At 32.4% G+C, this 15,608-nt stretch carries 10 protein-coding genes; 9 read left to right on the top strand and 1 reads right to left on the bottom strand.

What is annotated here, in order from left to right:
• Nucleotides 1-6: 6 nt before the first annotated feature.
• Entirely contained in the window at nucleotides 7-519 is a 513-nt protein-coding gene (locus LXH21_RS04905) for a peptidase (RefSeq protein ID WP_239863124.1), read from the bottom strand.
• A 596-nt stretch (nucleotides 520-1,115) separates the two neighbouring features.
• Between LXH21_RS04905 and LXH21_RS04900 the strand changes: the two genes are divergently transcribed.
• The 9 genes from LXH21_RS04900 (at nucleotide 1,116) to LXH21_RS04860 (ending at nucleotide 14,924) form a co-directional block, all read left to right on the top strand.
• On the top strand, nucleotides 1,116-3,380 hold the full coding sequence (locus LXH21_RS04900) for a heparinase II/III domain-containing protein (protein ID WP_239863123.1): 2,265 nt from the start codon (nucleotides 1,116-1,118) through the stop codon (nucleotides 3,378-3,380).
• Between the two features lie 376 nt (nucleotides 3,381-3,756).
• Nucleotides 3,757-4,620, top strand: a complete 864-nt coding sequence (locus tag LXH21_RS04895) for a polysaccharide lyase family 7 protein (RefSeq protein WP_239863122.1) — start codon at nucleotides 3,757-3,759, stop codon at nucleotides 4,618-4,620.
• Between the two features lie 110 nt (nucleotides 4,621-4,730).
• The gene (locus LXH21_RS04890; protein WP_239863121.1) at nucleotides 4,731-5,441 is read left to right on the top strand and encodes a FadR/GntR family transcriptional regulator; all 711 of its coding nucleotides are present in this window, start codon (nucleotides 4,731-4,733) and stop codon (nucleotides 5,439-5,441) included.
• A 166-nt stretch (nucleotides 5,442-5,607) separates the two neighbouring features.
• On the top strand, nucleotides 5,608-6,879 hold the full coding sequence (locus LXH21_RS04885; RefSeq protein WP_239863120.1) for an MFS transporter: 1,272 nt from the start codon (nucleotides 5,608-5,610) through the stop codon (nucleotides 6,877-6,879).
• A gap of 50 nt (nucleotides 6,880-6,929) precedes the next feature.
• The gene (locus LXH21_RS04880) at nucleotides 6,930-7,694 is read left to right on the top strand and encodes an SDR family NAD(P)-dependent oxidoreductase (RefSeq protein ID WP_239863119.1); all 765 of its coding nucleotides are present in this window, start codon (nucleotides 6,930-6,932) and stop codon (nucleotides 7,692-7,694) included.
• Between the two features lie 363 nt (nucleotides 7,695-8,057).
• Nucleotides 8,058-9,080 carry a sugar kinase gene (locus LXH21_RS04875; RefSeq protein ID WP_239863118.1) on the top strand — a complete coding sequence of 341 codons (1,023 nt, stop codon included), beginning with the start codon at nucleotides 8,058-8,060 and terminating at the stop codon, nucleotides 9,078-9,080.
• 14 nt (nucleotides 9,081-9,094) lie between these two features.
• A complete protein-coding gene (locus LXH21_RS04870; RefSeq protein ID WP_239863117.1) occupies nucleotides 9,095-9,763 on the top strand; it encodes a bifunctional 4-hydroxy-2-oxoglutarate aldolase/2-dehydro-3-deoxy-phosphogluconate aldolase in 669 nt (222 codons plus the stop codon).
• 525 nt (nucleotides 9,764-10,288) lie between these two features.
• The gene (locus LXH21_RS04865) at nucleotides 10,289-13,483 is read left to right on the top strand and encodes a SusC/RagA family TonB-linked outer membrane protein (protein WP_239863116.1); all 3,195 of its coding nucleotides are present in this window, start codon (nucleotides 10,289-10,291) and stop codon (nucleotides 13,481-13,483) included.
• A 13-nt stretch (nucleotides 13,484-13,496) separates the two neighbouring features.
• Entirely contained in the window at nucleotides 13,497-14,924 is a 1,428-nt protein-coding gene (locus LXH21_RS04860) for a RagB/SusD family nutrient uptake outer membrane protein (RefSeq protein WP_239863115.1), read from the top strand.
• Nucleotides 14,925-15,608 lie beyond the last annotated feature (684 nt).

The following is a 15,608-nucleotide window of genomic DNA, read 5'->3' as shown; positions in this document are numbered from 1 at the left end:
CTATTTTTATTTTTTTGTGGACTTCTCTTTCGTTTTAGACAACTGAGCTGCTTTCTTTTCTTCCTCTGCAATGCTTTTTCTCAATTCTAGCTCTTCTTTTGAAGGATTAAGATCAAGCTGTGGTTCGGGTTCTTCGTCATTGTTTAAAATCGAATCTTTATTAAACTTGGCATATTCCAATTGCCCGTTGAGCACTTTCTGAATGGATTGAATATAGACTTCGTTTTTCTTCAAAGCTTTGGTTAAGGAATCCGATTTTAGAGCTAATTTGGTTGCATCACTTTTTAATTGAGAGGAAGAATAGCCAGGTATGTATTCTCTCAAGGGAGTAAAAGCGATAATAAATGTTGTAATAGAAATTAATAGAATGGCTCCAAGCGTTGCAACAACAAATACATTCATCAAGTTTAGTTTGAGTGAGAATATTTCTTCAAATGATTCCTCGTTCAAAATGACCAGACGGTTTTTTGTAAACAATTTATTTTTAAGCTTCTTGCGTTTTAATCTTTTTTCAGACATTCTGTTTTCTTATGTCACAAATATAATAATTATGGTCATCTACAGTGCGACCGAGCAAAATAAATTAATTCTATGATAAGATTGGATTTACAGTTGCATAAACTTTTTTCTACTTAATAATATATTTGTATTTCGAATACTATAAAACGGAAAAACTTAGCTGTATTTTAGCTTAAGATTCGAAACTTATTAGCTATTAGATAATGAATATTTTTCTAATGATATGTTATTAATTTCTAATTTGACGGATATTGATTCTAAAATCATGAAGGGTTTATTGCTTACAGTTTCAAATTGAATTAGTTATATGTAAAGTTTGAAATTGAGATAATTTTGTTTTTTACTGTGACTTTCATTATTTAAATGGTTATTTTTTTTCATTTTAGTTTTTAAATTCTAAAAATTACGATATATTTGGACAACCAAATTGGTAAACCAAATTCAATTGAAGTCAAAATAAAAACTTTAATTATTTATTTAATTAGGAACAATGGTACAATAAGTGCTAATTTCAATTAATACAAATGAATTTTAATTGACTGTTGATTTTTTTTAAAGTAGAAGAAGTCAATTTCGAATGTAATAATAAAATCTTAATGATGAATTGTAGTAAAAAAAAATGGTTAAAAGCAATGGCTTTAGGTTTGTTTTTAATAATGTTTCAGAATAGCATTGCGCAAGGACATCCTAGATTGGTTTTAACTCAAAAAGGAGTTAAGGAAATCAAATCTAAATTGGGTAAAGTGCCCTTGTTTGACGAATCTCTTGCAGTGGTAAAAAAGGAAGTTGATGCTGAAATTGTTTTAGGTATCGAAGTTCCTATTCCTAAAGATTTTTCTGGTGGCTATACGCATGAGCGACATAAAAAAAACTGGTTAATAACTCAAAAAGCGGGTGTTTTATTTCAAATTACTGGTGATAAAAAATACGCAAATTATGTAAAGGATATGCTTATGGCATATACAAAGCTGTATCCTACGCTGCCATTACATCCTCAAGAGAGGTCATACGCGCGCGGAAAATTATTTTGGCAAGCCTTAAATGATTCCAATTGGTTGGTGTATATGAGTCAAGCATACGATTGTGTGTACGACTTTATAGGAGCAAAAGACCGCGCTTTGATAGAGAAAGATTTATTTAAACCTTATGCTGATTTTATTTCAATAGGTTCTCCACAGTTTTTTAATCGTGTTCACAACCACAGTACATGGGGAAATGTAGCAGTCGGTATGATAGCGCTTGTAATGGATGATGATGAATTGCTAGACAGAGCTTTAAATGGTTTGAAAGAAGACAATTTGCCTCCAGGAATGAAGGATAATGATGGTGGATTGATAAAGAAAGAAGGACAAAAAACGGGATTCTTAGCAAATGTTGATGAGCCTTTTTCTCCAGATGGATATTATAATGAGGGGCCATATTACCAACGTTATGCGATGTATCCTTTCATGGTATTTGCAGAGGCTTTGCAAAATACAAAACCAGATTTGAAAATATTCGAATATAAAAACGGTATTCTTAATAAGTCAATTTATGCATTATTAAATTTGACTAATTCATCAGGTGAATTTTTCCCACTTAACGATGGTCAAAAAGGAATGTCTTATTATTCTAGAGAACTTGTCTCTGCAGTTGATATCGCTTATTTATATGGCGGAAAAGATCCTTCATTACTATCGATTGCCGAAAAGCAAGGTCGTGTAGAATTAGATAATTCAGGTATGGCCGTTGCACTAGGAATTAAAAATAATTTGACAAAACCTTTTATAAAGAAATCAATAGACCTATCTGATGGTTCTGATGGAAAAGAAGGAGGAATAGCTATTATTCGAAATAAAATTAAAGATGACGAACTGACTTTGGTAATGAAGTATGCAGCTCAAGGTTCTAGCCACGGTCATTTTGACAAACTATCATTTTCTTATTATAATAATAGTTCAGAAATTTTACAAGATTATGGTCTAGCTCGTTTTGTAAATATCGAACAAAAAGGAGGCGGGAATTACTTAAAAGAAAATGCTACTTGGGCAAAGCAAACTGTTGCGCATAATACAATTATTCAAAACGAAATTTCTCATTTTGAAGGAGATTTCGAAAAAGGAAATTTATACTCATCAAAAAAATACTTATACGATGTAAATGATCCTAAAGTTCAGATTATTAGTGCTACAGAAGACAATGCGTATCCAGGAACAAAGATGCAACGAACAATGGTACTTTTAGAAACAGAAGGTTTTCAAAAACCATTGTTATTAGATATCTTTCAAGTTGATTCGAAGACAGCAAATCAATACGATTTACCCTTCTATTATTTGGGACAAATGATGACTGCCAACTTTAAGTATGAAACACCAAAAACTTTGGAGCCTCTAGGTAAAGCATACGGATACGAGCATTTATGGAAAGAAGGAGTTGGTAAAGCTACCTCTAGTAATACAAAATTCTCTTGGTTTCACGAAGGAAGTTTTTATACAATGACTTCTGCAACTGCAGCTAATGATGATTTATTATTAGTTCGCTTAGGTGCCAACGATCCAAATTTTAATTTGCGTAGAGACGCTGGAATAATTATTCGTAAGAAAAACGCCAAGAAAGCAACATTTGTAAATGTTATTGAAACTCATGGAGGTTATAGCCCTGTTTCTGAGATTGCATTAAATGCTACTAGCTCAATTGATAATTTGGAATTAGTGTTGGAAGATGAAAAGTATGTTGGAGTGACAATCAAAAATAAGGAAGGAATTAGTACCCTTTTTATATTAGCAACATCAGATAATTCAGTAACAACAAAACATACTGTAGAAATAAAAGGGAAAACCTATTCTTGGACTGGTGCACATTATAACGCTGTAATTGAATAAGTTTATAAAATCGATGGTGACAATATCCAAACATTTGTAATTATAAATTAATTACAAATGTTTTAAGGAAGGGCCAATACAGAATCATATTAGATTTACAAAAACTGCAAAGCTTTCAATCGAAAGTTTTGCAGTTTTTTTTTGTAATTGTTTTATTATCTGTTTATTATGATTTGTAAGTAATTTTGAAACTAATTGCAATAATTTTATAAAATAATTATGAAATTGTTTTTTTTAGTTAAAATTTGTTTCTATATTTGGTTCTCCAAATTGGTTTACCAAATTGGTAAAGTAATTAACATTGCTTGTGTAGCATTGATTTTTAAGAAGATTTGTAAAACCTTAAACTGTTGTCATTAACAAATTATTGCCTAATATGAATTTACAATTTTCAAGAAGTACGCTTCTAACCGTTTTTGCAGTGACATCGATTGGTTACAGTCAAGATGTAAAAGAAAAAAAGAATGTGGCAAACATAGATTTGTCTCATTGGTCTGTAACAACTCCAGCTGAAGATCCGGTAAAACCAGGTAAAACGCTTGATTTAAGTTACCCTGAAATTTTGGACTTCGCCACAAACGAAGCTACAAATAAGTACATGTATGAGGATAAAAAAGATAAATCAATTGTGTTTTATGCTTTTCCCTCAGGAACTTCAACAGCTAACAGTCATTTTTCTAGATCAGAATTAAGAGAAACAATAAATATAGGCGATAAAGATACCAACTGGACATTTGCACAAGGTGGAAATTTTAAAGCAAAATATGCTATAGAATCTGTATCAAAAGAGAGTGATGGTAAGTACAGTCGCGTAATTATAGCACAAATACACGGACGCTTATCTGATGCGCAACGTGACCTAATTGGTCAGAAAGACAACAATGCAGCTCCTATTTTAAAGATTTACTGGGATAAAGGAAAAATCAGGGTAAAAACAAAAGTATTAAAGAATCTTAATGCTACCGAAGAAGAATTATTACCGGCTGATGCATGGAAAGATGATGCAGGTAGAGACTTTAAAGAAAAGGTCGATTTCAATAAATTTACTATAGAAGTGAAAGTTTCTGATGGTCGATTAGAAGTGATTTTAAATGATTCAGAATCTTTTGTTTATAATGATATAAATATTAAAAAGTGGGGTGTTTTTGAAAATTATTTTAAAGCAGGAAATTATTTTCAATCAAAAGATCCTAAGTCATTTGCAAAAGTTAAAATTTACTCCTTAAAAGCATCACATTAAGCGTTTTTACATTCGTTTAATAAAAGTCTCTTTTTTGTTGTTATGTCGTTTTTTTTTTTATTTTTACGAACCAATCTGGTTAACCAGAGCTTTTTTAAAATTTAAATAGTATGAAATTAGAAGTAATAACGAGGAAGGATAATAATAAAGAATCACTAAATGCTATTATTGCAAAAATTAGAGATTACATCAATTATAAGAATTTAGAGCCAGAAGATAAATTGCCATCAGAGCGAATGCTTTCTGAAAAATTTGAGGTGAGTAGAAGTAGTGTTCGTGAAGCTATTCAGAGATTAGAGTTTTACGGGATATTAAAATCGATTCCACAAAGTGGAACTTTTGTTGCCAATATTGGGAAGATAGCGATCAATGGTATAATAGATGACATATTAAGATTAGGAACTTCTGATTTTAAATCACTTGTAGAAACAAGAATTTTGATCGAATTGAAGACAGTTCGCTTGGCAGCTACAAGGAGAACAGAGGAGGATATCGTTTGTATTAAAGCAGCCTTAGATGCATATGCGGCAAAGGTAGTAACAACTGAAGATGCTGTTCAAGAGGATTTAATTTTCCACTTAGCCATTGCAAAAGCGAGTGGTAATAGCACCATAAATAATCTGATGCTGATTATAACTCCTGAGATTTTAACCAATTTTGAGAAGTTTCACGTGTGTGCAAAGAAAGAAAATGATGCTGAAGATAGAATAAAAGAACATACAGAAGTTTTTGATGCTATTGTAGCTCAGAATCCGCAACTAGCAAAGCAGAAGATGAAAGAACACTTTAAAGCTTTGTATGAATACTGTTATAGTTCGTAAAAGTGAATTTAGTTTTGTTTAAATAAAATATCATAAAAATTACGAGCTTGTTTTGAGTCGGCTCTTTATCGAAAATTAATATAAATCTCCCTAGTTGAAAGACGTAGGTTCAAGTAATTTTTGGCTTTTTTTTAGCGAAAATAGGTCAAAGCAATAAGTTAAAACTATGAAAGTAAAAGGATTAAGATGGTGGATTATTACATTAATCTGCTTAGCCACAGTGATTAATTACATCGACAGAACAGCATTTGGAATTATGTGGCCTGAGATGGGAAAAGATCTAGGGATGGACGAAGCCGATTATGCCATTATGTTAAACATCTTTATGATAACTTATGCAGCAGGTAAATTTTTGTCTGGGAAGTTATATGATATGATCGGAACCCGTTTAGGATTTACAGTATCTATTATTCTATGGTCTGTCGCTTCTATTTTCCATGCCTTTGCTAGAGGTTTATTCTCACTTACACTCTTTAGAGGTCTATTGGGTCTTGGTGAAGCAGGGAACTGGCCTGGAGCTGTAAAAAGTAACGGAGAGTGGTTTCCGGTAAAGCAAAGAGCGATTGCTCAAGGTATTTTTAATGCCGGAGCATCTTTGGGTAGTGTAATTGCTCCTGTGTTAATTGCTTTTTTATATGGCCATTATGGTTGGAGATCTACTTATATTATCATTGGAGCTATAGGTGTTCTATGGGTTATTCCATGGTTGTTTATTAATAAATCAACTCCAAACAAACATCCTTGGATTACTGAAGAAGAATTAAACCTAATTGTTGATAGTAGTAATGCCGATGGTGGTAACGTGAAAGTCGTAAATGAAAAAGGCTTAAGTGTTATGAGTATTTTAAAATACAGAGAAGCTTGGGGAGTATTAGTTGCTAGTTTCTTTATTGAGCCTATTTGGTGGTTGTTTGTAGGATGGATGCCTTTGTACTTGCACTCTGCATACGGTTTTAGTATTGTCGAAATTGGTTCTACAATTTGGATTTCCTATTTAGGAGGAATGGCAGGAAGTTTAGTCGGTGGATGGTACTGTGGAAAATTAATCGAAACAAGATCGGTAGATGCGGCAAGAAAGATCACAATTGGTATCGGTTGTGCATTGATTTTGATGGGATTATTAGGCATAATTTTCTTTGTAGATGGTGAGAGCGCTATGTCATTTATTTATATAGTTGCCTTGGTACTTTTCGGATTTCAATTTGCTATCGGAAACTTACAAACACTATCTAGTGATTTATTTAGAGGACCATCAGTTGGAACTTTAGCAGGATTGGCAGGAAGTGTAGGAGCTGTATCAGTAATTGTTATGAACTGGTTGATACCTAAAATCACAACTGTTTCTTATACTCCGGCCTTTATTATCATAGCTGTATTGGCACCATTAACTATTGGTTCTATAATGTTTTTGATAAAAAAAATACAACCAGTAGCATAACTACAATAAAAAATTGATAACGATTTTAATAATTTAAATTAAATATAAAGATGAGTAAAGTAGAAGGTAAAGTTGCAGTCATTACAGGTGCAACTGGAGGTATAGGATTTGCAGTAGCTAAAAGATTAGGTAAAGATGGATATACTGTTGTTTTAAACGGTATTGATGATGCAGCTGGTGCTGAAAAATTGGCTGAACTTGCTGCTGAAGGAATTACTGCTGAATACTATGGTTTTGATATGACAGATGGTGATGCTGTAGCTGCAAATATTGCTAAAATTGGAGAGAAACATGGAAAAATCGATGTTTTAGTAAACAATACAGGTGGAATTGGAGTAAGAGCTCGTTTTGAAGAAATGACAAACGAAGAATATAAATTCGTTATGGCTTTGAATCTTGATTCTGTATTTTATGCTTCAAGAGCAGCGATCCCTTTCTTGAAAAAAGGTACAAATGCATCTATAATCAACTACACTTCAAACGCAGCATGGAATGGTGCAGGACCAGGTGCAGGAATCTATGCAGTTTCTAAAGGTGGAGTACAATCTATCACTAGAGCCCTTGCTAAAGATTTAGCTGAATACGGAATTAGAGTTAATGCAGTTTCTCCTGGAACTATTGATACTCCATTTCACGCACAAATTAAAGCTACAAAACCTGAAGTTTTTGCTTCTTGGAAAAGTAGTGTATTGTTAGGAAGATTAGGTGAGCCAGAAGAAGTTGCTGGTGTAGTTGCTTTCTTGGCAAGTGCTGACGCATCTTTCATTACTGCAGAAACTATCCAAATTGGTGGTGGTCAAGCATTAGGAATATAATTAAAATAAAAGATTAAAAGGGCGATAATATTTATATTAAAGTCTGATAATAGCTTTGCTTCAATATTCTATAAAATCTCACAAAATGATGACTTTATGTGAATATTGTAGCAAATCTATTTTATAAGGGATAAAATTGCTTGTTAGGTGTTGCGCTTAGTGGCTTGCTGATAAATAATGCAGATTATCTCGTAATAGAAAATAACTTAGTTGTTCATTAACCTTTTGTTTTTACTAAAATAAATTAATTTACAATGTTAAAAAGGGTTATTTTTGAACTGATTTAAGATACTAAGCAAAGTGATACTTTGCTTTTTGTTTTTACGGTTAATTGTAATTTTAATCAATTTGGAAATAAATAAGATGAAAAAAGTAATCACTTTTGGTGAAATTTTACTCCGTTTATCGACCGATAGACATTTGAGATTCTCTCAAGCAGAATCATTCAAGGCTACTTATGGTGGGGGTGAATTTAATGTAGCAGTTTCATTGGCCAATTACGGTATGACTGCAGATTATGTGACTAAAATACCTGATAATGAATTGGGAATTAGTGCCTTAAAAGAAATGCGCAAACTTAATGTAGGATGTGATAATGTTTTATTTGGCGGTGATCGTTTAGGTATCTATTTTCTAGAAACAGGAACTAGTACTCGTGCCAGCAATGTAATCTACGATAGAGCAAATAGCTCTATGGCAGATTTGAAAAAAGGAGAAATAAACTGGAGAGAAATTTTTAAAGATGCAACTTGGTTTCATTGGAGCGGAATTACACCAGCATTATCAGAAAGTGCCACCGAGGCTTGTCTAGAAGCGATTCAAATTGCTGATGAAATGGGATTGACTATTTCTACAGATTTGAATTACCGTTCAAAACTTTGGACATATGGTAAACAACCCAAAGATGTAATGCCAGAAATGTTGAAATATAGCCACGTTATTCTAGGTGATATTGATACAGCTTATTTTATGCTAGGTCTTGATAAAGTAGATCCAGATTATACAAAAGGTGAAATTTTACCTTCTTTATATGATACTATTTTTAAATTATGTCCAAAATTGAAATACGTAGCGACTACATTGCGTTATTCTGTTAGTGCGTCACACCAACGTATTGGTGGGGTTTTATATGATGGTAAAAACATATTTAACGCCGCAGTGCAAGAAGTTACTCCTGTTATTGATAGAGTTGGTAGTGGTGATGCATTTATGGGAGGTTTAATTTATGGTTTGAATGAAGAACCATTAGACAATCAAAGAGCTTTAAATTTTGCTGTAGCAGCTTGTTGTTTAAAGCATACTATCTCGGGTGATTATAATTTAGTAACTAAACCAGAAATTGAAAAATTACTATCAGGTGATTTCTCAGGAAAAGTTTCAAGATAAATATATAAAAAAATATGGCTCAATTTACAAGAATAGAAGTAGCACAGGTTATGAAAGAAACGGGAATTGTTCCTTTGTTTTATCATAAAGATGTAGAAGTAAGTAAGAAAGTATTAAAGGCATGTTACGATGGAGGTGCTCGTTTGTTAGAATTTACTAGTAGAGGAGATTTTGCTTTCGAAATATTTGCAGCTTTAAACAAATATGCTATTGTCGAATTGCCTGGAATGATTTTGGGAGTTGGGTCGGTAACAGATGCAGCTGCAGCTTCATTATACATGCAGTTGGGAGCTAATTTTATTGTTACTCCAGTATTGAGAGAAGATATTGCTATTGCATGTAATAGACGAAAAGTTTTATGGTCTCCTGGTTGTGGTACGCTTACAGAAATCGCAAGAGCCGAAGAGTTAGGTTGCGAAATTGTTAAGTTGTTTCCTGGGGATATATATGGTCCACAATTCGTTAACGGAATTAAAGGTCCTCAACCATGGACTTCAATAATGCCAACTGGCGGAGTTTCTCCAACAGCTGAAAATTTGAAATCATGGTTTGATGCTGGAGTTACTTGCGTAGGTTTAGGTTCAAAATTAATCAAAGCGGATGCTAATGGTAATTTTGACATTGCAAAAATCGAATCGTTGACTAGAGAATGTATCGAAATTATAAAAGGTTTCAGAAAATAATCTTTGTTCGAAATAGTTTAGCTAAGTTTTAATTTAGTAAAAATCCCAATATACATGAAAATGTATATTGGGATTTTTTTTATGTTAAATTTTAATCTTCATAATACTATAGTTGCATTTATTTTTCAATTAAAACGAAACAAATACAAATTGAACTTGTCGTTAAAATGTATTAATATACTTTATTAATTAGATATAAGGTACTGCTGATCATTGTTTTATATGCTTTTATTACGTTGTAGGTCTTTTTTGTAAAATCGGTAAATTTAGTGAATCCAAGTTTTTTAACATTTTATTTAAAAATTTCCATAATTTTTTGTTTTTAACAATAAAATAAGACATATATTTGGAAAACCAGATTGGTGTGGCAATTTGGCTTATATTTTTGAGGTAATCTTACAATTTAATTTTTAACCAATAAAAAGTATTTATGAATGAATGTACACTCTAATGTAATTGTTATTTAATCTTTAATCACAAACTAATCAAACCATGAATTTAAAAACTAAACTTTTTTTAATGTTAATGATGATATTCAATATATCATTGTTTGCGCAAGGCGGATATCGATTATCCGGTACAATTTTAGATGGGGATAAGATGCCTATCCCAGGGGCCAATGTTAATATTGCCAACACAACAAAAGGATCATCGACAGACATTGATGGAAAATTTCAAATAGATGTCAAAAAAGGAGATGTACTTGAATTCTCATATATCGGTTATAAAAAACAATCGGTAACTATTTCGGCTCAAAAGTCTTTAACGATTTCATTAGTTGAAAATAGTAGTGAACTTGACGAAGTAGTAGTAGTAGGTTACGGTACAAGAAAGAAATCACATTTAACAGGTTCTATTGCAAAAATTGGTGGTGATGATGTTGCTGCTGTTCAAGCTACTCGTGTAGATGAGGCTTTAGGAGGTAAATTATCTGGGGTTAGAATTCAAAATCAAAGCGGAGAACCTGGAGCAGCTCCAAAAATTCAAATTAGAGCAGCTTCTTCTATTTCAGGTAATTCAGATCCATTAGTTGTTGTTGACGGATTTCCAATTTCAGGAAGTTTAGCGACTGTAAATCCAAATGATATCGAAAGTATAGAAGTATTAAAGGATGCAGCATCATCTGCTATCTATGGTTCTAGAGGGGCAAATGGAGTTGTTTTGATAACTACTAAGAAAGGTAAGGCGGGAAAAACTAGTTTTAGTTATAATGCTTACACAAGTTTATCAAATAAATACACAAATGATAATTTAAACATGGATGCTAATCAATGGGGTGCTCATTTAGAGGCGGGTATTGCAGATGGTACTTATGATCTTTCTAGATTGACTCCTGCTCAATTGAATGTAGCTAATTATAGAATTAATGCTTACAAAAATGCACCAGATGTAGTGAATGTAGAAGATTGGCTTTTCCGCACAGGTGCAAGCTCTAGTCATGATTTTAGTGTAAGTGGTGGTACTGAAGATGTAAAGTTTTTTGGATCTTTGGGATATCAAAATACGGAAGGTGTAGCACTTAACCAAGATTTTGAAAAATTGAATGCACGTATGAATATTGATGCTAGTCTGGGAGATAAATTCAAAACTGGATTAAGTTTTAATGGATTTACTTCTGATAGAAGTTCATTAGGGTGGGATATGAGAGATTTGTTGAGAGCTTCTAGTATTAGTCCTATATATCATACAGCAGCTTCTATCGCGTTTGTACAAGATTTAAACAATCAAGCCGTAGCTTTAGGATTAGCTAACTTTAACTCTGGTAACCGTAGTGGAAATACTTTTGGTTATAGTACAATTGCAGAGCTTCAACCTGGTATGGCAGCGCAAGATTGGCATTATGGTAGAGCCTTAAATGGTATTGGATCTACGGGTGATGCAGGACCTGCAAGTAAATTAGATAATACAGATAGATGGGAAAAAACATATTTTGCAAACGTAACAACGTATTTGCAATATAGTATTATTGAAGGATTAAATATTAAAACCGTTTTGGGTGGAGATTTTAATGACACTCAAAATTATTACTGGAGAGGTTTAGAATCTGATTCACAAGCTCGTGTAGCTCAAACGAATTTAAATAATGCTTACCTTAAAAAATCTTCTGTATTAAGTGAAACTACTTTGAACTATGCAAAGGAATTTGGAAAACATGATGTCTCTGCAGTAGCAGGAGTTGAATTTCAAAATACTTTTTTCAAAGGTGTTTCGTTAAACGGAACAAATGTTCCTTATGGAGATATCATCAATTACAACTTATTAGCACCTGCTGATATCACAACTGTAAATACTGATCAACACATTGCAAGAAAAAGTGTTTTTGGAAGGGTAAATTATGCTTATGATGATCGTTACTTGCTATCAGTATCTGTAAGAAGAGATGGTGACTCTCGTTTTGGTGCAAATCAAAAATACGCTACTTTTCCAGCAGTTTCATTGGGTTGGAATGTACACAAAGAAGCTTTCTTTAAAGAGAACGAAGTGTTGAACTTATTAAAATTGAGATTTAGTAGAGGTTCTTTAGGAACAACATCATTTTTAGGTGCTTATGATGCTTTAAGTGTATTGACAGTAAAACCAACTGCATTGGGTACAGGATATTTAATACCTGCAAATGTGGCAAATGAGGATTTGACTTGGCAAACCAACACAGAAACAAACTTTGGTATTGATACAGGGTTTTTAAATAATCGTATTAAATTGAGTGTAGATTACTATACTTCTGATATTAATGATATTTTAATTAAACAACCTAAATCTGAAGTTTTAGGTATATCTACATTAAACCTTAATTCTGGCAACGTAAGAAGTTCTGGTTTAGAGTTTGAATTGTCAGCTTCTATAATTAACAGTAATGATTTTTCTTGGAGTATAAATACGAATTTATCAACTGTAAATACAGAAATTAAAAGTTTGGGTGGTTTAGAAAAAATTGCTGACACGAGATACGGAGTTAGCGGTAGAGCACCAGTTTTTAGAAATTATGTAGGAGGTAATATTGGTGAAATGTGGGGAATACAAACTCTTGGAGTTGTAGAAGATAAATACATTAAAGATCCTACTGTAGCAATTGGTGTAAATAGTTCTGCTTACTACGTTAAAGATCAAAATGGTGATGGTAAAATTGATATAACAAAAACTGTTGCAGAGGGTGGAGATCTAGTAAAAATGGGAAAAAACACTCCGGATTTTTACTGGGGTATGTCTCAAAATTTTAAATACAAAAAATTAGATGTATCTTTTCAATTACAAGGTTCTCATGGAGCAAAAGTATGGAATGTTGATCCTATTTACTATCAATCTCAATTTGGTGGTCTTGGAGCCAGTGGAAAGCTAGGTGGAGTAATTAATAGTGTAGATACTAATGGTGATGGTGTTGCAGATGTTGGTCCGAATGCAGGAAATATTATTTTGGATGCTAATAATCCGCTAGATGCTTTTATGCAAGATGCTTCTTATGTAGCATTGAGAAATTTAACAATAGGATATACACTTAATAAAGATCTAGTGAGCAAGATTGGTTTAAGTTCTGTAAGAGTTTATGGAGCAGCTACGAATTTATTATATCTATGGGCTAAAAATTATACTTCTTTAAATCCAGAAGGTGTTTATACTGAAGACAGTACTCAAGCTTACTTAGGGCCGATCACTTATGGAGTACAAAATGGTGCTAGTCCGGTAGTAAGAAGTTTTACCGTAGGTTTAAATGTTAATTTTTAATAAATAAATAGAGATGAAATATATATATATATTATTGGGGTCATTGTTGTTAACAACAGCATGTTCCTCAGATTTGGATCAAGTACCAAGTGTTGATCCGAAATCAGAGTCATTAACAGATTTTACTAATGTGTTGTATGCTGCCTATTACTATCAAGTTAATGCAGTTACTCCATTGGCGGTAATGGGAGACTTTAGAGCAGACAATGCAAATATGGACGAAGCGCCAAATACAGATTTTGACAGTTTTAATAGCAATGCGATTAAGAGTCAAGAAGCGCTGTTTTTTCGTCCCTTTTATTCTACTATGTATAAGTCAATACTTAGTTGTAATATAGTGATCAATAAATCTTCAAATGCAACTCAAGTAGCTGAAGCAAAATTTTTAAGAGGTTTGTCTTATTTTAAATTGGTGCAAGTTTTTGGTGGCGTGTCAATCAATTTATCAGATGCTCCAGATACGGCAGACACATCTATTTTAGTGAGAAGTTCTGTGGCTGATGTTTATACTCAAATCATAGCAGATTTAATAGCTGCTAGAGATGTCTTACCTTCTGCAAAAGCATCTACTGGTAGAGCTACAAAATATGCTGCACAAGGTATGTTGGGTAAAGTATATTTAACTAGAGCTAATGCGGGTGATTTTACACTTGCCAAAACAGAATTAGCAGCTGTTGTTAATGGTGCTGCTGCTGCAGGATTTTCTTTAATTTCGGGAGCTAATTATGCAACTATTTTTACTGTAGATAAAAATGTTGAAACACTTTTTGCTTCACAAATTTCAGGTTCAATATCAGATGACTATTCTGGAACTGATTTTTGGGCTTGGTACACAGGTAGTGATACAAAAGCAGATTTTAATACAGTAGATCTTTCTTTAGTAAATGCATTTACTGCTAGTGATGCAAATGCTGTAGGGACTGCCGATTTGAGAAGATCAAAAACTATTGTAGCAAATGTAACGGTTACTAAAGGATATCAATCATCCAAATATCCGACTGCAACAGGAACGCCTAAGGGTAGTGAAGTTGATTGGATTGAACTTAGATTAGCAGACGTTATTTTATTATATGCAGAAGCTTTAAATGAAGAAACAGATGCTACTGCATCAAGAACTTTAGCTTTAACCGAATTAAGTAAAATTAGAACTAGAGCAGGTTTGAAACTATATAATGCAGCTGGTGGACCAACTTTGGCTGATACGCAAGTTGCAGTTAGACAAGCTATCGCAAAAGATAGAAGATTAGAACTGGCTTTTGAAGGACAAAGATGGTTTGACTTGTTGAGATACAATAAAGTAACTGCAGGTGCAACGCAAACTGCAATGGCCTCAGCTATACCTAGTGTCCCATCATTTAGTAATAATTTTTATTTGTTCCCGATACCTGATTCTGAGATTTCAGCTAGTTTTAATGTAATTACTCAAAATCCTGGTTACTAGTTAATTAATCACTAAGTGTTTCAATTTTTCTATATTATACCGGCCTGATAATCAGGCCGGTATTTTTTTTGTTTATTTTCAAAATTGTAATTTAATTATTCAGTTTTGAATTTAAAAGTTTTTTTAAAAATCTATATTTTTTCGATTAATTATTAAAGAAATAAGTTTTATAAGGAAACGTTTTATGCTGATATTTCAGCTAAAATCATGAAACTTTATTACCTATAACGAGTTGAGATTTAATATAAAATTACATCGCTTATAAGAAATTACGTAATATTGTTATAAAATTAATTAATTTATAGAAATAGAAATTATACAATCTTTTTAGGGGCAATTTATAACGTCATATTCTATAAAGGTTACTATTTTATTTGTAAAATCTATGTGGATAAAATGCAGATTAATTATAATTGTTAACGCTTGAAAATTAAATTTTTCACTTCGGGAAATTATAAGCTTAAATTTCAATTAGTTACATATAAAACGTATTGTATACACTTTATTTTTTAACAATAATCTTTTCGTTTAAAAGACTTCTAAATCTCTTGTTACTAGTAAGTTGTTTGAATTTATGATTATTTAAATGGCTATTTCATTTCTCCTTAATTTGAAAAGTTGATCAATATAGCCCATTATTTTTCTTTCCCAATTTCGCTCTATATATTTTACAATTTTCTCTTT

Source organism: Flavobacterium algicola (genome assembly GCF_022399565.1).
In the GTDB taxonomy this organism is placed as follows: Bacteria; Bacteroidota; Bacteroidia; order Flavobacteriales; family Flavobacteriaceae; genus Flavobacterium; species Flavobacterium algicola.
The sequence above is the reverse complement of the archived record's forward strand: the minus strand, read 5'-3'. Positions and strand labels throughout refer to the sequence as shown.